We start from the raw sequence: 21,783 nt of genomic DNA, 5'->3' as shown, positions 1-21,783 counted from the left end.
CTCAAGGTTATTTAGGTATATAATCCCCGCCTCTGTTCCCCTACACGAAAGAAAAAACGATGACTAGAAAACACATCTACATCGCTTACACCGGTGGTACCATCGGAATGCAAAAATCCGACCACGGCTATGTGCCTGTTGCTGGCTTTATGGAAAAGCAATTAGCAAGCATGCCCGAATTCCATCGTCCTGAAATGCCGGATTACACCATCCACGAATACGACCCTCTGATTGACTCATCAGATATGACACCTGCTGACTGGCAGCAGATTGCGAATGATATTCGTGACAACTATGACAAATACGATGGTTTCGTTATCCTACATGGTACTGACACCATGGCGTACACAGCGTCAGCATTGTCTTTCATGCTTGAAAACCTTGGTAAACCAGTGATTGTAACGGGTTCACAAATCCCTCTCGCAGAGCTGCGTTCTGACGGCCAAGCAAACCTATTAAACGCGCTACATATTGCAGCAAACTACCCGATCAACGAAGTAACTTTGTTCTTCAATAATCAATTGATGCGTGGTAACCGCAGCACAAAATCTCATGCAGACGGTTTTAATGCCTTTACTTCACCAAACCTTCCTCCACTATTGGAAGCTGGGATCAATATTCAAGTTAGCAACAGCGTAACCGTTGGTGCACAACCAGAAGGTGAGTTTAAGGTTCACAACATCACGCCACAACCAATCGGGGTGATCACCATGTACCCTGGTATTTCACACGAAGTTATCCGCAACACGCTTCGTCAGCCCGTGAATGCGATGATTCTTCTGACTTTTGGTGTCGGTAATGCTCCTCAGAACCCTGAGCTGCTTGGTCACCTGAAAGACGCCTCTGAGCGCGGCGTTATTGTCGTAAACCTAACTCAGTGTTTGGCAGGTAAAGTGAATATGGGCGGATATGCCACAGGTTGTGCGCTCGCAGACTCTGGTGTTATCAGTGGCTTTGACATGACGCCCGAAGCGGCGCTGGCAAAACTACACTACCTTCTAAGCCAAAACCTTTCTTACGAAGAAGTAAAAGAGAGAATGCAACAAGTACTGCGTGGTGAAATGAGCCTGTAAGTTCAAGCTTTCTACGATCTAAAAAGCCCAATACAATTTGGGCTTTTTTCTTTCAAAATCAAAATAATAAAATTTTGAGAAATAAGGCGTAAGGATTAATCAATGTTCGGATTGACACGAACAATATCGCTCTCTTCTCCGCTGAATTGTTTTTTAAGCTCTTGTTTTGATTTAAAACTGATTTCACCACCGGCTGCAACCGTCATATGCTGCGCATCAGTATTATGTTTTGATTGATACAACATCACAGCTTGCATACACGAATCTCGCTGCTCTTTAGAAAGTGTTGTACCCTCAGGCCATCTTCCCGTTTCTACTGCATAGACTAAGCGATCATAAACTTCTGGAGTCATCGCTTGTAATAGTTGTTCTGCGTCCATAGTGTACCTTCTTATTACATTCTATTTACAGAACATAACGGGTTAAGAAACTGAGTCAAGAATACGAAAATGAATTGGTGTAACGGATCACAAGCAAAGCCATGAAAAGAACAAACTGGTTACTTCTCAGCCTCGCATGTTTTGCGCTATCGGGCTGTTTTGAAGGTAACGTGACAACCGAAGAGTTGTGCCAAAAAACACCAGAGCTACGTTGCGAGCAGCTCAATATGGATGACGGCCAATGTCGAATTCCAAGAACAAATTTGGTTTGGCATCGGTTTGAGCAATTGAAAAACCCATCAGAGGCCAACCAAATCATCGAATACGGTCTGGTCGCTGAATATAGGAAATGCTTAGAACTCGCCTCCCAGATCACCCCTATTGATCAAAGTGCTCTCAAAAGACAACGCTTTAATGCATTGGTACACAGTATTGATGAGCTAGAGGGCATTGTAAACGAGTTAAAAGGCTCAGAAGACCCGGCTACTTTGTATTTCTTATGGTCTCAAACGGGAGATACTCAAGCTCGGCGCGCATTTTTACAAATGGAAGGGTCTCCCCAATTAAATAATGCTGAGATGCAATATGCATTAGCCACTTTTTATACCAACCGAGATACCAAGAAAACCCTGGAGCTTCTTAATAACGCGTTGTCTTTATCTGATGAAGACAACATCAATCCGGTCATTCTCAAGTCAATGGCAAGTATTCATCAGGGGCTTGGAGACAAAGAGCAAGCGTATCTATGGGCAATGGTCGCGAAGAGATTCGACGTACCGCTTGCTGATGAAAAGCAGCTCCAACGTATGTTCAATTTCAGTCATCCAGAGCGATATAAGCAGTTGGATGAATTAGCCGAATCGGTGGCGAAAGCCATAGAGAAAGGTATCTATTCCCCAGCAATGATACCCAGTGAGATATAAACGAAAAACTCCCGCAATGAGCGGGAGTTTTTATTTAAGTCGAGCGACACTCAGATCACTGTTGAGCATGAATCATCCTGAAAGGATAAAACAATCTCGAGCACAATTTTGTCGTTATTATTCTGATTTGTTGAAAATTAACGACACAGAATTAACACAAAAACGCTCTCCTGTGGTCTGTGGGCCATCTTCAAAAACGTGCCCTAGATGGCTATCACACGTTGCACAACGAATCTCTGTACGTACCATTCCGTGACTTAGATCTTCTAAATAACGCACCGCTTGATCGTTGATAGGCGCATCAAAACTTGGCCATCCGCAGCCAGAGTCATACTTGTTATCAGAGACAAAGAGAGGGGCATTACAACAAGTACAAGCATAAACACCAGTTTCCTTATTATGCAGTAGCTTACCGCTGAAAGGAGGCTCTGTACCTTGCTCTCGGCAAACACGGAACTCTTCATCAGACAGTTGCTCACGCCACTGTTCATCTGACTTCGTCACTTTTTTCCCGCTTTGTTCCACGACTTTCGGCTCCTTATTTACTGTTCTTGGTATTGACTTTTTTAGCAAAAAAACTTGCTTCTCTTAACAGTTGTAGCACATACTTTCTCACCAGGACACCATGCGTAATTAATTTGATAAGAGCACTTATCTCACCAGTTATATTACGCCAACTGGGCTACAGAAGAATCAGTTAAAAGTTTAAAAAACGTACATTTGCAAAGAATTGTTAAAAAAAGCGTCGCTTTTTTTTGACTTTAAACAAGTTAAGTCCGATTATCACTTGCAGATGTTTACTGGATTCTGTAATTTTACTACCAGTTATCTTTAATCAGAAATTAAGTTGTGGAGCAACTATAATGACTATCAAAGTAGGTATTAACGGTTTTGGCCGTATCGGTCGTTTCGTATTCCGTGCAGCGCAAGAGCGCAACGACATCGAAGTAGTAGGTATTAACGACCTTATCGATGTAGATTACATGGCATACATGCTTAAGTATGACTCAACTCACGGCCGTTTCAACGGTACTGTTGAAGTTGAAGGCGGTAACCTAATCGTTAACGGTAAAACTGTACGTGTTACTGCAGAGCGCAACCCTGAAGACCTAAAATGGGACGAAATCGGTGTTGACGTTGTAGCTGAAGCAACTGGTCTTTTCCTAACTGACGAGACTGCACGTAAGCACATCACTGCTGGCGCGAAAAAAGTTGTACTAACTGGTCCTTCTAAAGACGCTACTCCAATGTTCGTTAACGGCGTAAACTTCGACACTTACGCTGGTCAAGACATCGTTTCTAACGCTTCTTGTACTACTAACTGTCTAGCGCCTATCGCTAAAGTTCTTAACGACAAGTTCGGTATCGAATCTGGTCTTATGACTACAGTTCACGCAACTACAGCAACTCAAAAAACTGTAGATGGTCCTTCTGCTAAAGACTGGCGCGGTGGTCGTGGTGCTTCTCAAAACATCATCCCATCTTCAACTGGTGCTGCTAAAGCTGTAGGCGTTGTACTTCCAGAAGTAAACGGCAAACTAACTGGTATGGCTTTCCGCGTACCAACTGCTAACGTTTCTGTAGTTGACCTAACTGTTAACCTAGTTAACGGTGCTTCTTACGAAGACATCTGTAAAGCGATGAAAGAAGCTTCTGAAGGCGAACTAAAAGGCGTTCTAGGCTACACTGAAGATGCAGTTGTATCTCAAGACTTCATCGGCGAAGTTTGCACTTCAGTATTCGATGCTAAAGCTGGTATCGCGCTAACTGACAAATTCGTTAAAGTTGTATCTTGGTACGACAACGAAATCGGTTACTCAAACAAAGTTCTAGACCTAATCGCTCACATCTCTAAGTAATTAGAAAATTAGCAATTAGCGAATAACTTCGTTAAAGAAAAGGCGGCTCTAGAGTCGCCTTTTTTGTATCTGGAATTTGAGAGAATGCAGGCTCGATGTTGCATTTAATGTGCGAAGCGCGTCTAAAAGCTCTCCCCCAGCGATAGGAAACTACACATGGATTTAAAAACTCTCCCAGCCCTAACGGTGCTATCTGATAACGTCACTATCGTTGAAGTTGATCAGATAAAAATCGTCCGCGTGATTCATGACAAAGCAACGGCAGGCATCTCGCTACACGGTGGTCATGTCGTGTCGTTCACGCCTGAAGGTCAAGAAGATCTGATCTGGATGAGCGAAAAAGCTGTCTTCGATGGTAAAGCTGCTCTTCGCGGTGGTATTCCGGTTTGTTGGCCTTGGTTTGGGCGTATTGCTGCTCCAGCTCACGGCTTTGCCCGCACCGCAGAATGGGAGTTGGTTGAACATCGTGAGAACCATAACGGTGTGATTGTTGAACTTGCTCTGTTTCCGACAGAAGAAATCCACGATATTTGGCCCCATATGTTTGACGCTCGTTTGGTGATTGAAGTGGGCGATGAGCTAAAAGTGACGCTCAAAGTCATGAACATTGATGACGAGGCTTGGACCTTCTCTGGCGCATTACATACTTACCTAAACGTTGGAGACATTAAGCAAGCACAAACGACAGGCATGGGTGCCGAGTACATTGATAGCTTGAAAGCTGATGCGGTATGCCAAGGTGGTAATGTTCTACAACTAACTGACACCATTGATCGCGTTTACACGCAACCAGAAGCGAAAATTTTGGTAAAAGACCCGGTATTGGATCGTACGCTAAGCGTACACAACCAAGGCCACAACTCAGCAGTATTATGGAACCCTTGGGCAGAAGGTGCGCAAAGCATGGGTGACATGGCTGACGATGGTTATCAAACCATGTTGTGTGTGGAGTCTACTGTTCATGCACCAAGTATTGAGCAAGGTCAAACCCTCCAACCAGGTGAGACACATGAACTTGTCACTGTCATTTCAGCGCAGTAAGAATCACCATATAAAGGCCGGGATACCCGGCTTTTTTTGTAATAAAAGCTCTGCTTAGATGGTCCTATCTTTACTAACTTATTGGTTACTGGTCACTTTTGACGGTTTCATTAATAAATATCAAAAAAATTGATCATATAAACCGATAGCATACCGATACAAAACTCATAAATAATAAAAATATCAGGAATTAGTCTATGTTAGAGAGATACCGAAATCAAAGTGTCGGATTCCAGTTGAAACTGGTGATCACTTTGTGTCTATTCATTGCTTTCAGCAGTATTGCAGCGCTTGTTTACCGCAACGCTTCCGATGTTCTATTGGAAAGCACACTGAAAGAACACCAATCTAAAGTAGAATCAATGGCAAAAACCATTGCTGGCCAATTCGATGCTTACCTGCACACCGCTAAAGTCCTCGAATCTACTTTTCGCAATGGCTACCTTGCCGGTGTCTATGTCGAAAATTACACGGTTGACTTCATGGGACATGAAGTACCAAACATCACTCAATACAGTGAAAGCTTAATTAATGACACCAAGTTGGTCGACAGTTTCACACGTGATACCGGCGCTATAGCAACGCTATTCGCACCATTGGGTGACGACTTTATTCGGGTGTCCACCTCCCTAAAAGATCCACAAGGTCAGCGAGCGGTCGGAACCACGCTAGGCATCAACCATCCTGGTTATCAGCAACTTAAAGCAGGACAACCGTATTACGCTCAAATTAAATTGTATGGCGAGCGCTACATTACCTACTATGCCCCAATCAAAGATGCGACAGGAAAGGTAGCAGGCCTATCGTTTATTGGCTTACCAGTAGACCAAGCGACACAAACCTTATTCGATGCACTCGAAGAGATAAAATGGGGCGACACTGGTTACACCATTATCGTTGATAACGACGAAAACAATCTTGGTAAATACCTACTTCATCCAGCAAAAAGCGGCTCAGATTCGTCAATACTAGAAGTCGCCGACTACAATGGTCACAAGCCTTTTGGCCAGATTTTCGAACAATCTAGTGGATTAATTCGCTACCCTTTCGAGTACCAAGGTAACGTAGGCGAAAAGTATCTTGTCTACACAGAGGTTCCAGGTTGGAACTGGAAACTGCTAGGCGGTACGTTTATCAAAGAAGTTACAAAAGGTAGCGACACGCTTCTCACACTCATTGCCATCATTTCTTCGGTAGCGGCAATCATTACTTTTGTTGTACTGACACTTTTCTTGAATCGCAGCTTACAACCTCTCACGACTCTAAACTCATACATGACTCGCTTAGCCGGCGGCGAAGTCAGCTTGAGCATCCCAGCGTCTCGTAAAGCATCAAAGAATGAAATTACGAACCTGAGCTCGGGTGTCGCCAGTATGGCAAGTCAGCTCAATGAACTTGTCGGTAAGATCCGTTCAACAAGCGACTTAGTGGAGAGCAACTCCACCAGCGTTGCCAACGATGCACATAGCAATTTGACCCAAGCCGACCGACAACAACAAGAAGTCGAGCAAGTTGTGACAGCGATTGAAGAAATGGCCTCTTCCGCTCAATCTGTCGCACAACAAGTCGAAAGCATTGCGGAAAACGTACGCTCAGCAAATACCGATAGCCAGTCTGGTCTCGCGATTGTTGAAGGCGTATGTATCGACGTTGCTCAACTTAACGATCAATTGGATCAATCAGCAACGGCTATCGAGCAAGTAAATCGCGATAGCGAGAGTATTCAAACCGTCACTAAAATGATTGATGAAATTGCTGAGCAAACCAATTTACTTGCCTTGAATGCCGCCATTGAAGCAGCACGAGCAGGTGAACAAGGTCGTGGCTTCGCAGTTGTAGCAGATGAAGTGCGCACACTTGCGCACCGAACCCAAAGCTCAGTTCAGGATGTCGTGGAAATTATCGAGAAACTAAAAGGGTCGACTCATAATGCAGTTAATATGATGACAGACAGCCAACGCAGTGCAAACCAGGTCTTGGACAAAGCACAAGACGCGGGCACAGCATTAGAAGCCATCGCAGTACAAGTGCAGTCGATAGCCTCTCAAGCCGACGCCATTGCAGCGACTTCAGAAGAACAAGCTCAAGTTTCACAAGAAATTGCAGCAAATGCCCATTCTATCAGTGAACTTAACCGAGAAAGCCGCAACACGAGCGCAAAAACCTCGCAAAGTGCCATTGAACTTCAACAACAAGCACGAAACTTGAAAGAGCAAGTCGACTTCTTCCACTAATACTTAATAAGAGCCGACCCAGTCGGCTCTTTTTGTTTCACTTGAGACCATGCTTTTTGATAGAATTTGCCGCCCTACTTTCTGTTCGAGATCGTCATGAACTATCAATGCCCTCTATGCCACCAAACTCTAGCGTTAAATGAAAAAACGTTTAAGTGCGAAAACAATCATCAGTTTGACTTAGCAAAAGAAGGCTACGTTAACTTGATGCCAGCGCACCACAAACGTTCTAAAGATCCTGGTGACAACAAAGAGATGATGCAAGCTCGTCGTCGATTCCTTGAAGGAGATTACTACAACCCAATGCGCCAAGAAGTGGCGCAGCTGTGTGCAACATACACTGAGGGGAGCACCCATCAATTATTAGATATTGGTTGTGGTGAAGGTTACTACACAGATCAAGTACAAAAGACGATAGAAACACAAGCGAACCATGCCACGATTTATGGCTTAGACATTTCCAAAGTTGCCATTCGTTACGCGGCGAAGCGTTACACGCACTGCAATTTTAGTGTGGCTTCTAGTCACCGACTTCCCTTCGCAAATGAATCCTTAGATGCCATTTTGCGCATTTATGCCCCTTGTAAAGCTGAGGAGCTGCAGCGCGTTGTAAAAAACGACGGCGTTGTTGTCACGGTTACTCCTGCTAGTCGCCACTTATACCAACTGCGTGAGCGTATTTATCAAGAAGTTCGTCTTCACAATGAAGAACCAGAACATATTGAAGGGTTTGAATTAGAGCACCAGCAGCATCTTAACTATGTTATGGACTTGAAAAACGGAGCCGCAATCGATTTATTGCAAATGACGCCATTCGCATGGAAAGCAACCGATGCTCTTCGTGAAGAGTTGAAATCCGCTACACTTTTCCAATGTGAGGCTGATTTTATGTTGCGTGTATATCGCAAAAAAACACTCAATTAATAAGTCAAAAAAAACAACAAACGCAAATAGTTATCATTTATATTGATTCATTGCTCAGCCTCCATTAATATCATCCGGACATTTTTGGAGGCTTTTCAATGCGCTTTTCTACTTTGAGCTTGCTCTTTGCAGGCTTACTTACTGGTTGCTCTTCATATACGCACACCAACTCTCACGCAACCTCAGCGGAAGTCACTAGTTTTTACGACTACCAACTATACACCCCTTCTGGCGAGCACATCGCTCTAAGCAAACTGCCAATTGAGCTGCAACAAGCAGATGTCATTCTTATTGGTGAATGGCACACACACGCCGGCATTCATCGCTTTCAAACCGATATGCTCAAACAACTTACGTCCTACGACCGCTCACTCGCGTTATCTATGGAACAATTTACCCGCGACAAACAACCTGTTGTTGACGCTTACCTACGTGGGGAGATCGGCGAACAGTACTTAATGAAACAAGCCAACGCTTGGCCCAATTATGAAAGCGACTATCGCCCTCTCGTGGAGTTTGCTAAGCAGAAGAATCTCCCGGTCATTGCAGCAAATGCACCAAAGAGCATTGTCCGATGCATTGGTCGACAAGGGCTAGATTACATTAACAAGCTCGATGATGATCAGCGGATGTTCATTGCACAAGCCATCAACACTGGTAGTAGTCCGTACAAAGAAAAGTTCATGGCATCCATGCATCACGGTAAGCCAGAGCAGACGGAAAAACAGTTTGCAGCTCAAGTTACTTGGGATGAAACTATGGCGGAATCTATCGTTAGCTACCTAGATGACAACCCAGGCGCTCAGGTTGTCCATGTTGCAGGCAAGTTTCACACCGAGCAAGGGTTGGGTACGGCAGCATCAATCTTAAGCCGCAACCCGAGCTTAAAAGTGGTTGTAATTAGCCCAACAGATAACGTGCTTTCTGATAATACAGACTATCAGTTAGAGGTTCTCGCACCACCAGTACGGTATGTACAAGATGCTCACCGCATGGCGGCATATCAACATCTAACTAAACGCAATAACGATCTTCAATGTAAGTAGCTGGTCTTCAATTTAAGTTACTACCTTGCCGTTGCGTTGCATCATCACACCGCTTCGAGTTCATAGAGTGACAAGGGTCTGCTTCCTGCTGGTCTATTTTTTGCTAATGATCACCAATAGAAACTAGAAGCGGCAAAAGCAGACCTGTTTTTATCCAAATAGCTTCAGAAATAAACTTTGCCGCCGATAAAAATATAACTGCTTTTTACCCGCACTCAGTGACCGAGTGTCGATGTTCCAAGGAGTATTCGATGAATCCAGTAGGAAGCACTTCTGTTAATAGCTATGCCAAACAACCTGTCGCCTCTAAACAAGCAAGTATTGCACAAGAAGAAACTAGTGCTTCGCCGCTGAAAGTCGAACACAATAAGGTGACGCTTTCGACCGAAGGCAAAGCGCTACTTGCCGCTCTGCAACAAATCGAGCACGACAGCAAAAAAATAGAAGCAGAAGATAAATCTGTTGGTGAAAAGGTCGAATCTTTCACACATGGTGCGCTTGGCATGGATCACCCCGATAAAATCGAGAAAGAAGAGGATGGCTCATATTCTGCGGGTCAATACCTTTCTGCGGCACTTACCGTTGGTGGCATCATACTGGCATTAGTCTGATAACCAGTCTGATAATCGTCACGACAACAAATCCTATTTGAACCAAACACTTACTGCAGCCCATAATTTAATAAGCCAAAGAACGATATGATGCAAACGTAAGTGAATTCGACCGCTCTTGTGGCCCGATAATATATGCTCGTTTATTGCTCCCTAAACTAGGTTTCTTGTGAAGGCACTGAATGGATAACTTTAGTCCATGCTTTCAACTCCTAAGCGTAATCCAAGCCCACGTTTGTGGGCTTACTTCTTTCCAAACTAACGAACGTTAGAGAGCGACTCATTTTTTCTGCAAAACCAAACAAAAACGACAATTTGGTTAAACTTTTATTACCGACACAAAACTTTCATAAATCATTGCTTTAATGCCTGCGCTTTCAATAAACAAGGAAAATATAATGAAGCGCTTAGTATCTCCAATCGTTACGGCAGTGGCTGCATCTACCCTCTCTTTCAACGCACTCTCAGCTGAAATCAAAAACGTCATTTTGATGATCGGCGACGGCATGGGTCCTCAACAAGTTGGTTTACTCGAGACCTACGCAAAACACGCACCTAACTCGGTTTACAAAGGCGAAAGCACAGCGTTATACAAACTCGCTCAAGAAGGTGTGATTGGATCATCACTAACCAATCCGGAAGACGCAATTGTCGTCGACTCTGCGTGCTCAGCTACGATGCTAGCGACAGGAATCCCTACCGCTTCTGAAGTCATTGGCATTGATAGCCAAGGCAACCATGTCGAAACTATTTTGGAAAAAGCCAAAAGTAAAGGTAAAGCAACTGGGCTCGTCTCTGATACGCGTATGACCCACGCAACGCCAGCAGCATTTGCCGCTCATCAACCACATCGCTCCCTAGAAAACAGTATTGCGGCGGATATGCTCGAAACAGGCGTAGACGTGATGATGTCTGGGGGACTTCGTCATTGGATTCCAAAGTCGACAAACGACAAGGGAGAGACATACGAGCAACTTGAAAAGCTCACTGAAGGTAATGTCTACCTAAAGTCGAAACGTAAAGATGAGCGCAACTTGCTTACTGAGGCGCAAGACCAAGGTTACAACCTTGCTTTCAGCCGCGATATGCTCACACAAGCTGAAGGTGACAAATTACTTGGACTTTTTGCTTACTCGGGCATGAACGATGGTATTGCCTACAGTCAAAGCAAAAACGATCCAAAACGCACGCAGCCATCGCTGAAAGAAATGACCACCAAAGCAATCGACATTCTTTCAAAAGACAAAGACGGTTTTTTCTTGATGGTTGAAGGCGGCCAAATTGACTGGGCTGGCCACAGTAACGATGCAGGTACGATGCTGCATGAAATGCTTAAATTCGATGAAGCGGTAAACTCAGTTTATGAGTGGGCAAAAGGCCGTGATGACACCCTGATCATTGTTACTGCTGACCACGAAACCGGCTCTTTTGGCTTTAGCTACTCATCAGCAAACTTGCCTAAACCACAAAAACGCGACGGCGAAGCATTCAAAAATCAGGATTACGCGCCAAACTTCAACTTTGGTCAGTTCGAGATCCTCGATGGCTTATACAACCAAAAGAAAAGTTACTACGGCATGATCAGTGAATTCCAAGCGCTTGATAAGAAAGAGCAAACTCCAGAGAAGTTTGCGGAAGTCGTGAACGCAAATAGCGATTTTTCGATTACGCCTGAGCAAGCAGAACGCGTATTAGCAAGTAAACCAAATCCATACCGACTCGCTGGACACAAATACTTAAGCGAAGAGAACGTACCGACAATCAATGACTTTGATGCTTTCTTTCCTTACAACGACCGTGGCAACTTGCTAGCGCGTGAGCATGCAACAAAGCAAAACACAGTATGGGGGACGGGTACTCATACGCATACTCCTGTCAACGTATTTGCTTGGGGACCTGCAGAAACTATCTTTCCGGTATCAAAAATCATGCACCACTCGCAACTAGGCGAGTACTTGAAGCAACAAATTAAATAATCAACTTGCACTTACTTCACAACTCGTGATGTTTCAACGCTCTCGCAAGGGAGCGTTTTTTTATGCATGAAAACAGTTGACGTTTTAAATCGTACACCACAATAATTATGGGTCTTTAATTATATGAATAAAGAAAATGTGCGAAATCTTTGCTAAGCAACCCCAAGACAACTATCAGTTCATCACCCGCTCTATCCGTATTGATGGTCACGCGACCAGTGTAAAACTTGAAGCGAGCTTTTGGACAATTCTTGAGGAAATCGCTAGTGCTCAAAACATGACGGTCCCTAAATTCATAAGCACTGTTTATCAAGAAGCACTCGAATACAATGGTGAAGTGAACAACTTTGCCTCCTTACTTCGATGCGCTTGCCTCACGTACGCTCGCCAACCTCAAGAGACCACTCGTCAAGCACTTGCGCAACTTAACAGTTAATAGCAACCAACCGAGCAATAACCATCCTAGGCTATGCATCCGTATTATAAACCCTTGAGCATCTTCTAATTTGTCGTACTAGAGTACTACCCAGACTCCTTTTGAAATCGCTAACCTGTGCGGACTATCAAGGAGTACCTATGACAAAAATGATTCACACCATGATCCGAGTAAGTGATCTGGACCGCTCTCTACAATTTTACTGTGACGTACTTGAACTAGAAGTCGCTGATCAATACATCTTTGATGGCTTTTCTCTAACCTATCTAGCCAACCAAGAAACTGGCTTTGAATTGGAACTGACGCACAATCACGACCAAAGTGAGCCCTACACTCACGGCTCAGGTTACGGCCACCTTGCCGTCAGCGTGGAGGACATTGAACAAGCCCACAAACGCATTAAATCTCTCGGCATTGAAACTGGTGACATCAAAGCCTTTGACCATCAACAAAAGCATTTAGCAACGTTCTTTTTTGTAACCGACCCTGATGGTTACAAAATTGAGTTCCTGCAACGCCAAGGGCGTTACCTATAACAAAAAGAGTAAACATTATGATTCACTTGACGGCTACCTTTCATGCACAACCGGGAAAAGAACAAGAGTTGAAAGAGGTACTTACCCGAGCGCTTGAACCTACTCGCAATGAAGAAGGTTGCGTTCGTTATCAATTGTTCCAAGATAAAGACAATACATGCCACTTCGTTTTTCAGGAGCAATTTAAAAACCAACAAGCATTTGAGCTTCATGGTAAAACAGAACACTTTGCTCTTTTGATTAGCCAGATCGACAACTTGTTAGAATGCGAGCCTAAACTGGTGTTCTTTAACGAACTGTAACTATAGCGCTAACCGAAGATCAAAAAAGGCACTCTATCTAGAGTGCCTTTCACTAGTTGGGACCTGTGATTAAGCGTCTTGCTTCTCCACCATATGCAAATGCACATCTTGTTGTGGGAAAGGAATCGAAATACCTTCTCGGTCGAAGCGTAGTTTCACCTCTTTTGTCACATCCCAGTATACATCCCAGTAATCATCCGTTTTTACCCAAGGACGCACAATAAAATCTACAGAAGACGTATTTAATGTATGAACTTTGATCATTGGCTCTGGAGTGCGAAGTACCGAAGGGTGAGAGGTAATGATATCAGACAATACTGACTCCGCTTTTAAGAGGTCATCCGCATAGCCAATGCCAAACACCATATCCACGCGGCGAATGCGTTCATGCGTGACGTTCTTAATAACATCTCCCCAGATTTTGCTGTTAGGCACAATAATAATTTGGTTATCAAACGTACGGATTGTGGTGTTCACCAAACTCATATGGCTTACCTTGCCATCCACACCGCCAGCATACACAAAATCACCAACATCAAATGGGCGATAAATAAGCAGCATCATACCCGCCGCGAAGTTGGATAACGTGTCTTGCAACGCGAAACCAATAATCACACCAGCAATACCGAAACCGGTTAGGATTGGCGCTAGGTTCAAACCAAGCTGAGATAAGCCCACCATGATACCGATCACCCACACGAATTTGCCGGACATCGAGATAAAGAAGTCCTGCATCAAGTGGGAAAGTTTTAAGTTTTTCGATGCAACTGCTTTACGGACGACTTTGCGAGTTAACTTAGCCAGTCCGCGAGCGATCAATAAAATCAGCGCAAAAACAAACAACTGGAAGATATGCTGCGGTGCATTCTCGGCAAACCAATCCAGTGCCGAGTTGGACCAGTGACTCAGTATTGACCACACAACTTTGGTATTCAGTAAATCATGGGTGATATTACCCGTCACTTCAAAAATTTGGCGTTTGTATTCAGACGTTTCTAAACCGACTTTATCACCAATTGAAATCAGGTTGCGTAAGCTTTCTGTCGCAATATTTAGCCTTTGTTTAGTAATGAGCTGACTAAGTTGCAACGACGCTTTTTCCGACTCTGGGCTAGACGAAAGTTGGGAGCCAATGATCTCACTTTGCTGACTCAAGTACTCAATTGAAGCAGACAGTAAGCGCATACGTTTATCAATTTTATCTTTTAGTTCCGCTTCTGCGCGCTCGTTTTGGGCCCCTAGCTCCTTCAACCAAGCGAGATTTTGCCAGCTCGAATCGAAGCTAACATCAAGATAACGCTGTAGCTCTCGATAATCATTAACAAGAGCAAGCTTCTCTTCATCCTTAGCCTTATTTAAATCCTCGACGACTTTCTTTATTTTTTCCGATAGATAGTTCGTCGCATCCTCAGAGTATTGTTCTTGTTTTTTAACTAGCAAGATCAGCTTGTCGCGAGAGATAGTTTCACGTTCAATCGCTGACGCTAACTGGCTTCTTAATTCTTCATTCTTTTGGAATAGTTGCAGTTGAAGGGCATCACGCTCGTCGCCACTCGCTTGCGAGAGGCTTTGGGATAAATCCACAATCTCTCGGTTCAAGTTGTCAATCGAGATTTCGGCAGCAGAAGGCTCTTGGATATCGTCAGTGGCAGTCGCATGAACAGCCATTGGGGAGAACATAATGACGGCAAGTGCGAATAATGTCACCCAAGATGTCAGGCGCAGTTTCTGGGGGAAATGAAACGTCATGTTTACCTCATAGGAAACAATCCTGATCAAAACAATCAGGAATAGAAGTGTAAAGCGTTGAAATCATACTCCTAAGTTTACAACACTAAATAATAAACTGAGCAGCATTTCGTTAGCGAGACGTCAAAGTTGGGAGCCCCAATAGCAAACAAGCCTTTCATTTAATCAATGAAAGGCTTGTTTGTATTCGACTAAGGACGGTTGGGATGATTTAAAATATGGTCTTCCCAATCCACCACATCAATCTCGTAAACGACTTTGTTACGGACACTTTCCCCTGCCGCATGCATTGCGGACTTAGAGCCTGTAATCAGCGGATGCCATTCTGGTAAAGGCTGCTTTTCAGCCAACAGACGGTAAGCGCACGTGTGTGGCAGCCAAGTAAAATCGTCGATGTCTTCTCGGGTCAGCTTGGTGCACTCTTCACCCGAAGTGAAACGGTTTGGGTAATCCTTACATGAACACGTTTTACTGTTCAGCCAGCTACAAGCCACATTGGTATAGTAGATTTCATCGGTATCTTCATCCATAAGCTTATGCAAACAACATTTGCCACAACCATCACAGAGAGATTCCCATTCCTCTTCTGTCATCTGCTCTAACGATTTACTTTGCCAAAATGGAGTGCTCATACTTCAGGTCTCACCAAGGGAATTTAGGGGGCGATTTATACTCTTCTCAACGCAAAAGTTCAAGTTTTGAGAAGATCTTGCATCCTTCCCACATAACGGTGGAGATATTCAACTACTTTCGTTTTACTGTTCTATCCTTAAACAAGTTTCCATTACTCAATTGATCAAGAAGGCATTAAGGAGTTTTCATGGGTATTATTTCTTGGATTATTTTGGGCTTAATCGCCGGCGCACTTGCTAAATGGCTCATGCCAGGAAAAGATGGGGGCGGTTGGATTGCAACAATGTTACTTGGTATTGCAGGGGCATTTGTAGGTGGCTTCCTTGGCGGCATTCTCGGTTTCGGCGGAGCAACTGGCGTCAACATTGGTAGTATCATTACCGCAACACTAGGCGCATTTATTCTGTTGTTTGTTTATAACCGTTTCTTAAAATAATCACGATGATTTAAAAGCAAAAAACCAAAAAGGGAGCGTAATGTTAAGCGCGCCCTTTTATTTTTTTCTTTCTTCACTCTTCCAATCCACGTCAAAATGACCATAATTGCCCCCTTAATTTTTAAGAGGTTTACATTATGGATTGTCGATTAGGATGTGGAGCGTGCTGTATTGCGCCAAGTATCTCTTCACCAATACCTGGAATGCCCAAGGGCAAACCTGCAGGTGTTCGTTGTGTGCAACTCAACGACGACAATTTGTGCAAGCTATTTGGTAAGCCTGAACGCCCTAAAGTCTGTCACGATTTTAAACCGTGTCCGATTGTATGCGGCAAGACCAATCAAGAAGCACTCGACAACATCACTGAATTAGAACAATTGACGTAATGCGACTCTAGACCACACGTTTAAAGTTAGTACCTCGGTTGTTTCTCTCCGAGGCAGTAATCAAAGCAAACTCAAGATTTAGCACTCCCCCCCCTCAGCCTTTTATCTCACCCTTGAGAACTCTTGCCACATAGCGTTCCATTTGCGGTTTTTGCGCGATCTCCCTCACAATTTATTGACAATTCTCGACTATGTTCAGCGGGTCATTTAATTAAAGATCAGGAAAGAACATGAATAAGTATTTGGCTGAGGCTTTTGGCACGTTCTGGCTAGTGTTAGGCGGCTGTGGTAGCGCGGTGTTGACTGCGAGTTTCCCTGAAGTGGGTATTGGTCTGTTGGGCGTTTCTTTGGCATTCGGTTTAACCGTTCTGACGATGGCATTTGCTATCGGTCATATTTCAGGTTGTCACTTGAACCCTGCAGTGACAGTTGGCCTTTGGACTGGCGGTCGTTTTGAGACAAAAGACGTTGCTCCCTACATCATCTCACAGGTGATCGGCGGGCTTATCGCAGGTGGCGTGCTTTACGTTATTGCATCTGGACAAGCAGGATTCGATGTTGTGGGTTCTGGCTTTGCCGCCAATGGTTATGGTGAACACTCTCCAGGCCAATACTCGATGATCGCTGCACTTGTGACTGAAGTTGTCATGACGATGATGTTCCTGATTGTCATTATGGGTGCAACAGACAAACGTGCGCCACAAGGCTTTGCACCTATCGCAATTGGCCTGTGTTTGACTCTCATTCACCTGATCAGCATTCCTGTCACCAATACGTCAGTAAACCCTGCTCGTAGCACGGCAGTCGCAGTATATGTGGGTGAATGGGCGGTTTCTCAGCTATGGCTGTTCTGGATTGCTCCTATTGTGGGTGGCGTGCTTGGTGCGGTTATCTACAAAAATCTTCTTGGTAAAGAATCGAACGATTAATCGTTCCTAACTCCCAAAATCAAAAAAGCCGCTGAATTCAGCGGCTTTTTATTAAATTCTGTGTCGACCTAATAGCGAATGTGACAACGTCGTGCCATCAACAAGCTCTAGCTCCCCACCGACAGGCACACCATGCGCGATGCGGCTGGCATCAACTTGGTGCTCTTTACATAGCTCTGCGATGTAGTGGGCAGTGGCTTCACCTTCAACTGTTGGGTTTGTCGCCAAAATCACTTCGGTAATATCACCGCGACGTAAGCGGTAATCAAGGACATCCAATCCAATATCACTTGGACCAATACCATCTAATGGCGACAAATGCCCCATAAGAACAAAATACCGACCAGAATATTGGCCTGTTGCTTCAACGGCTGCGATGTCTGCCGGGCTTTCTACCACACAAATTTGACCATTTTCTTGGCGTTTTGGGTTGGTACAAATGTGACAGACTTCTTCTTCGGTGAAGGTTCGACACTCAGTACAATGACCTATTTCTGTCATTGCCTGACTAAGCGCATCTGCAAGCTGCAAACCGCCTTTTCTATCGCGCTGTAACAAATGAAAGGCCATACGCTGCGCTGACTTGGGGCCAACCCCAGGTAGACAACGTAAGGCCTCCATCAATTGCTCCAGCATATGACTGGTACGCATTAAAAGTCCGCTTAATTAAATATCAGCAGATTAGAATGGCATTTTCATACCTGGTGGTAGTTGCATACCGCCAGTTACAGAAGCCATTTTCTCTTTTTGAGTTTCTTCAACACGACGGGCTGCATCGTTGAACGCCGCAGCGATCAGATCTTCAAGCATTTCTTTGTCGTCTTCCATCAAACTTTCATCAATGTCAACACGACGTACGCTGTGACTACCAGTGATAGTAACTTTAACTAGGCCAGCACCAGACTCGCCAGTTACTTCCATATTCGCGATTTCTTCTTGAAGCTTTTGCATGCGATCTTGCATTTGCTGGGCTTGCTTCATTAGGTTGCCCATACCGCCTTTACCAAACATGTTTATCTCTCTGGTTTAATGAGGTGTTGCATCAATTAATGGGGTTATACCTTTGGGTTTTCAACCCCATTCCATTCGATTATTAGATAGGGCGCACACTATCTTTATCAAGCTCTGCAGCAAAACGACGTTCAATAAATTGAACATTTGGATCGTTTTCTAAACTGTTCAGCGCTTGCTGTAATTTCTCTTGGTAGAGCCTATCTCTCAGTTCAAGTGGTGTTTCTCCACTCTCCCCTATTTCGATGCTCATGTGGCACTCTTCACCCAACACGGTATTAAGTGCTTTAAGCAATTCGGCTTGAGCTCTATCAGTATTCAAATGAGCTTGGCTGCTTCTCAATAGTAACGAAACGGTTGTTCCTTCCTTACTATAATGAGAGTTTAGCGCAAGTTGCTCTACCAGCTTAGGGATCTCCATTAAGCTGATTAGCTTCGCCCATTCATTATGTTCTAATGACTCATCGATGAGCTTTTGTGCCATTTCAGGCGTTTTCTCATGCTCAAGTGCCTGCTTGAGCTGCGTAGGTGTCAGTTTTGTATTTACTTTTGTCTCAACAGGCTTGCTTGGACGCCAGCGATACGCTTCCTCAACTTGTGGCTCCGTCGACTTCGGAGCTGAGTTTGGCGACACCTGCGCGGAATTGCCATGCAATTGCGCTACTCGGTCGATAACCGATTCTGGTTGTGCAGATGCCGCTTTAGGCTTTTTTGAGCCACCATTTTGAGGAGTGTTCTGTTGTAGGCCTTGACGCTGAGAACGTAATTGGTGACGCAAACCGCTTAGACCGCCGCGCGCTGGTGTTGAAACGCTCTCTTGCACTTGTTGAGGTGGCGTTTCATGTTGCGGCGCTGGGTTTTCGCTCATCGGCGGCGCCATATCATACTGTGGTGGAACCGTCTCATATCCACTCGCTTGATACTCAGGTTGCGAACTGGATGAAGGTTGAGGCGCCACTTGTGGTGTGCTTTGTGCTGGACTCGGCTGCTGATCTCGAGGAGCCGCGGCTGTCTGAGCTGGCGCAGCCTTTGGTTGACTGGTACTTTGAGCCGGAGATGACGCTGGCTCGCAGTTACTAGAAACAACATTTGCCCCACTGTTATTTGATGGGCGGAACGCCATCATACGCAGCACAATCATTTCCAGACCGACTCGCCCATTTGGCGAGAGAGTCAAATCTTCACGACCTTTCAATGCAATTTGGTAGTAAAGCTGAACGTCTTGCGGACTTAGTGCTTTACTCAACAACTCGATTTTTTCTGCATCTGGCTGCGCTCGGTCTAGCGACGCTGGCAGCGCTTGATACATCGCAATTCGATGAAGCTGTGTTGCGACTTGCTGCAACAAACCATCCCACTCAACACCATTTGCTGCTAATTGCTGGATTTTATCCATGGCTTGTTGAGGTTGCTTGCTACTGATTGACTCTAGTAAGTGAATCGCTTGGTCGGTATCAATCGTCCCCAACATGTGGCTGACAATATCGGTTTGCACCGCACCGTTACCTAAAGCAATTGCTTGATCGGTCAAGCTAAGAGCATCACGCATACTGCCATCTGCAGCATGTGAAATCATACCCAGTGCTTTTGGTTCTGCCGATACTTGCTCTTGACCCAAAATGTAGTCAAGTTGCTGATGAATATCATCAACGCTGATCGGTTTGAGATGGAACTGTAGACAACGCGACAATATAGTAACAGGCAGCTTTTGTGGATCGGTTGTCGCGAGTAAGAACTTCACATACTCTGGCGGCTCTTCCAGGGTTTTCAACAACGCATTGAAAGAGTGACGCGATAGCATGTGCACCTCATCGATGAGGTACACTTTAAAACGTCCACGAGCAGGTTTGTATTGAACGTTGTCTAACAGTTCGCGAGTGTCTTCAACTTTAGTACGTGATGCCGCGTCGATTTCAAGAAGATCGACAAAGCGACCTTCATCAATTTCACGACAAGTATCACACTTACCACAAGGTGTCGCGGTAATGCCGGTTTCGCAGTTCAAGCCTTTGGCAAACAGCCTACCGATACTCGTTTTACCCACACCACGAGTCCCGCTGAACAGATAAGCATGGTGTAAACGGTTTTGCGCCAGTGCGTTTTCCAACGCCGTCAGGACATGTTTTTGTCCGACAACTTGGTCAAACTGATTAGGACGCCATTTTCGCGCTAAAGCTAAATAACTCATTGAATGTATTAATGTCCTTCAAAATCGCAGATGCTGTACACGTTTAGACCTAGTGCTTCTAAACGTTTATCGCCACCGATTTCTGGTAGGTTGATAACGAACGCAGCGTGCTCAACTTCACCACCCAGTTGGCGAATCAGCTTAGTCGTCGCTTCAATAGTACCGCCCGTTGCCAATAAATCGTCGACAACCAGTACTTTGTCGCCTTCAACGATGGCATCTGTATGGATTTCTAGTGTATCAACGCCGTATTCAAGCTCATAAGATTGAGCAACAGTAGGGCGTGGTAGCTTGCCTGGTTTACGCACTGGTACAAAACCAACACCTAGCTCAAGCGCTAAAGGCGCACCAAATAGAAAGCCACGAGCTTCCGTACCCACAACCTTGGTAAAGCCCATATCTTTGTAACGTTCAACAAGTAAGTTGATCGTCGCTTGGTATGCTTTCGCGTCTTCAAGAAGGCTCGTCACATCACGAAATAGAATGCCTGGCTTTGGGTAGTCTTGGATGCTTTTGATGCTAGATTTGATCAGTGAAATTGTTTCTGTAGTCATAATACCGATTTACTTAGATTGGCTCATCGCCCTCTCTAATCGCAGTATCACGAGGGCAACGAACAATAGGTTTTCACCACTATGTGCTTATTTTCGTAAAAGTCACAGGCGCTGAAAATACAAACGCCCACTCGAAGAGCGGGCACACTATTCTCTACAATCTTAGTGATTTTCTTCTCGGTCAGCAACCAACTCAATCACAGGCAGACGCATAAACCAGCTGAGTAAAACGATTAGCATCACTAAAAGACCAATTTTTACCCAAACGAGGGGGACAACAACGATTGAAACCATGAAACTAAGCGCAATAAAAATCGCACCACGCTTTTTTACTTTTGAAGTAACAGCCCGATGCTTATGCCAATTGCCGAGAATGGGTCCAAACGTTTTGTGGTTATGTAACCATTGATGAAATGCGGGGCTACCACGCATAAAACATGCGCTAGCAAGCAAAATAAAAGGTGTGGTGGGTAAAAGTGGAAGGGCTATGCCGGCTATGCCGAGCACAATACAGAGTCCACCAACAGTATTGAAAAAGTAACGCTTAATACGAATG

At 44.6% G+C, this 21,783-nt stretch carries 24 protein-coding genes; 15 read left to right on the top strand and 9 right to left on the bottom strand.

Annotated elements, in window-relative coordinates:
* The first annotated feature begins 59 nt into the window (after positions 1–59).
* Positions 60–1,073 carry an asparaginase gene (gene ansA, locus R7035_RS11470; RefSeq protein WP_318146140.1) on the top strand — a complete coding sequence of 338 codons (1,014 nt, stop codon included), beginning with the start codon at positions 60–62 and terminating at the stop codon, positions 1,071–1,073.
* A gap of 95 nt (positions 1,074–1,168) precedes the next feature.
* Here the strand turns inward: ansA and R7035_RS11465 are convergent, their stop codons facing one another.
* Positions 1,169–1,453 carry a YeaC family protein gene (locus R7035_RS11465; protein ID WP_005380700.1) on the bottom strand — a complete coding sequence of 95 codons (285 nt, stop codon included), beginning with the start codon at positions 1,451–1,453 and terminating at the stop codon, positions 1,169–1,171.
* Positions 1,454–1,554: 101 nt separating this feature from the next.
* Here R7035_RS11465 and R7035_RS11460 point away from each other — a divergent pair, with 101 nt between their 5' ends.
* Complete coding sequence (locus R7035_RS11460; protein WP_136975968.1) at positions 1,555–2,376, top strand: DUF2989 domain-containing protein; 822 nt, start codon at positions 1,555–1,557, stop codon at positions 2,374–2,376.
* Between the two features lie 117 nt (positions 2,377–2,493).
* On the opposite strand, the gene msrB is transcribed toward R7035_RS11460, so the two are convergent.
* Positions 2,494–2,901, bottom strand: coding sequence for a peptide-methionine (R)-S-oxide reductase MsrB (gene msrB, locus R7035_RS11455; RefSeq protein WP_005380698.1), 408 nt, complete (start codon positions 2,899–2,901; stop codon positions 2,494–2,496).
* A gap of 338 nt (positions 2,902–3,239) precedes the next feature.
* Between msrB and gap the strand changes: the two genes are divergently transcribed.
* The 10 genes from gap (at position 3,240) to R7035_RS11405 (ending at position 13,341) form a co-directional block, all read left to right on the top strand.
* On the top strand, positions 3,240–4,235 hold the full coding sequence (gene gap, locus R7035_RS11450) for a type I glyceraldehyde-3-phosphate dehydrogenase (protein WP_005380697.1): 996 nt from the start codon (positions 3,240–3,242) through the stop codon (positions 4,233–4,235).
* A 156-nt stretch (positions 4,236–4,391) separates the two neighbouring features.
* Positions 4,392–5,276 carry a D-hexose-6-phosphate mutarotase gene (locus R7035_RS11445; RefSeq protein WP_064368686.1) on the top strand — a complete coding sequence of 295 codons (885 nt, stop codon included), beginning with the start codon at positions 4,392–4,394 and terminating at the stop codon, positions 5,274–5,276.
* Positions 5,277–5,473: 197 nt separating this feature from the next.
* Entirely contained in the window at positions 5,474–7,510 is a 2,037-nt protein-coding gene (locus tag R7035_RS11440) for a methyl-accepting chemotaxis protein (RefSeq protein ID WP_151515028.1), read from the top strand.
* Positions 7,511–7,606: 96 nt separating this feature from the next.
* On the top strand, positions 7,607–8,434 hold the full coding sequence (rlmA, locus tag R7035_RS11435) for a 23S rRNA (guanine(745)-N(1))-methyltransferase (protein WP_132936857.1): 828 nt from the start codon (positions 7,607–7,609) through the stop codon (positions 8,432–8,434).
* A 98-nt stretch (positions 8,435–8,532) separates the two neighbouring features.
* The gene (locus R7035_RS11430) at positions 8,533–9,480 is read left to right on the top strand and encodes a ChaN family lipoprotein (protein WP_258481875.1); all 948 of its coding nucleotides are present in this window, start codon (positions 8,533–8,535) and stop codon (positions 9,478–9,480) included.
* A gap of 251 nt (positions 9,481–9,731) precedes the next feature.
* Positions 9,732–10,091 carry a hypothetical protein gene (locus R7035_RS11425; protein WP_053349598.1) on the top strand — a complete coding sequence of 120 codons (360 nt, stop codon included), beginning with the start codon at positions 9,732–9,734 and terminating at the stop codon, positions 10,089–10,091.
* Positions 10,092–10,489: 398 nt separating this feature from the next.
* The gene (locus R7035_RS11420) at positions 10,490–12,067 is read left to right on the top strand and encodes an alkaline phosphatase (RefSeq protein WP_318146139.1); all 1,578 of its coding nucleotides are present in this window, start codon (positions 10,490–10,492) and stop codon (positions 12,065–12,067) included.
* A 136-nt stretch (positions 12,068–12,203) separates the two neighbouring features.
* Entirely contained in the window at positions 12,204–12,503 is a 300-nt protein-coding gene (locus R7035_RS11415) for a ribbon-helix-helix domain-containing protein (RefSeq protein ID WP_005384938.1), read from the top strand.
* Between the two features lie 140 nt (positions 12,504–12,643).
* A complete protein-coding gene (locus tag R7035_RS11410; RefSeq protein ID WP_005380685.1) occupies positions 12,644–13,039 on the top strand; it encodes a VOC family protein in 396 nt (131 codons plus the stop codon).
* Positions 13,040–13,056: 17 nt separating this feature from the next.
* Complete coding sequence (locus R7035_RS11405) at positions 13,057–13,341, top strand: putative quinol monooxygenase (protein WP_005384942.1); 285 nt, start codon at positions 13,057–13,059, stop codon at positions 13,339–13,341.
* A gap of 69 nt (positions 13,342–13,410) precedes the next feature.
* On the opposite strand, the gene R7035_RS11400 is transcribed toward R7035_RS11405, so the two are convergent.
* Together R7035_RS11400 and R7035_RS11395 are read right to left on the bottom strand one after the other, a co-directional pair.
* Entirely contained in the window at positions 13,411–15,090 is a 1,680-nt protein-coding gene (locus tag R7035_RS11400) for a mechanosensitive ion channel family protein (RefSeq protein WP_005380681.1), read from the bottom strand.
* A gap of 191 nt (positions 15,091–15,281) precedes the next feature.
* Positions 15,282–15,722 carry a YcgN family cysteine cluster protein gene (locus R7035_RS11395; RefSeq protein ID WP_005384948.1) on the bottom strand — a complete coding sequence of 147 codons (441 nt, stop codon included), beginning with the start codon at positions 15,720–15,722 and terminating at the stop codon, positions 15,282–15,284.
* 188 nt (positions 15,723–15,910) lie between these two features.
* Between R7035_RS11395 and R7035_RS11390 the strand changes: the two genes are divergently transcribed.
* The 3 genes from R7035_RS11390 (at position 15,911) to aqpZ (ending at position 17,474) form a co-directional block, all read left to right on the top strand.
* Entirely contained in the window at positions 15,911–16,159 is a 249-nt protein-coding gene (locus R7035_RS11390) for a GlsB/YeaQ/YmgE family stress response membrane protein (protein WP_005380625.1), read from the top strand.
* A 137-nt stretch (positions 16,160–16,296) separates the two neighbouring features.
* Positions 16,297–16,545, top strand: a complete 249-nt coding sequence (locus R7035_RS11385) for a YkgJ family cysteine cluster protein (RefSeq protein ID WP_065767476.1) — start codon at positions 16,297–16,299, stop codon at positions 16,543–16,545.
* A gap of 230 nt (positions 16,546–16,775) precedes the next feature.
* Complete coding sequence (gene aqpZ / locus R7035_RS11380; RefSeq protein WP_136975977.1) at positions 16,776–17,474, top strand: aquaporin Z; 699 nt, start codon at positions 16,776–16,778, stop codon at positions 17,472–17,474.
* A 51-nt stretch (positions 17,475–17,525) separates the two neighbouring features.
* On the opposite strand, the gene recR is transcribed toward aqpZ, so the two are convergent.
* The 5 genes from recR to R7035_RS11355 form a co-directional block, all read right to left on the bottom strand.
* Positions 17,526–18,125: a recombination mediator RecR gene (gene recR, locus R7035_RS11375; protein WP_005380619.1), complete on the bottom strand. Its 600-nt coding sequence runs from the start codon at positions 18,123–18,125 to the stop codon at positions 17,526–17,528.
* Positions 18,126–18,155: 30 nt separating this feature from the next.
* Positions 18,156–18,485 carry a YbaB/EbfC family nucleoid-associated protein gene (locus tag R7035_RS11370; protein WP_005380618.1) on the bottom strand — a complete coding sequence of 110 codons (330 nt, stop codon included), beginning with the start codon at positions 18,483–18,485 and terminating at the stop codon, positions 18,156–18,158.
* 82 nt (positions 18,486–18,567) lie between these two features.
* Positions 18,568–20,673, bottom strand: a complete 2,106-nt coding sequence (gene dnaX, locus R7035_RS11365) for a DNA polymerase III subunit gamma/tau (RefSeq protein WP_047104392.1) — start codon at positions 20,671–20,673, stop codon at positions 18,568–18,570.
* 8 nt (positions 20,674–20,681) lie between these two features.
* A complete protein-coding gene (apt, locus tag R7035_RS11360; protein WP_005380615.1) occupies positions 20,682–21,227 on the bottom strand; it encodes an adenine phosphoribosyltransferase in 546 nt (181 codons plus the stop codon).
* 162 nt (positions 21,228–21,389) lie between these two features.
* A complete protein-coding gene (locus R7035_RS11355; RefSeq protein WP_373920817.1) occupies positions 21,390–21,776 on the bottom strand; it encodes a YbaN family protein in 387 nt (128 codons plus the stop codon).
* Between the last annotated feature and the right edge of the window lie 7 nt (positions 21,777–21,783).

It is taken from the genome of Vibrio sp. 1731, from assembly GCF_033339955.1.
Classification (GTDB): Bacteria; Pseudomonadota; Gammaproteobacteria; order Enterobacterales; family Vibrionaceae; genus Vibrio; species Vibrio alginolyticus.
This window is presented reverse-complemented; position numbering and strand designations above follow the sequence as displayed.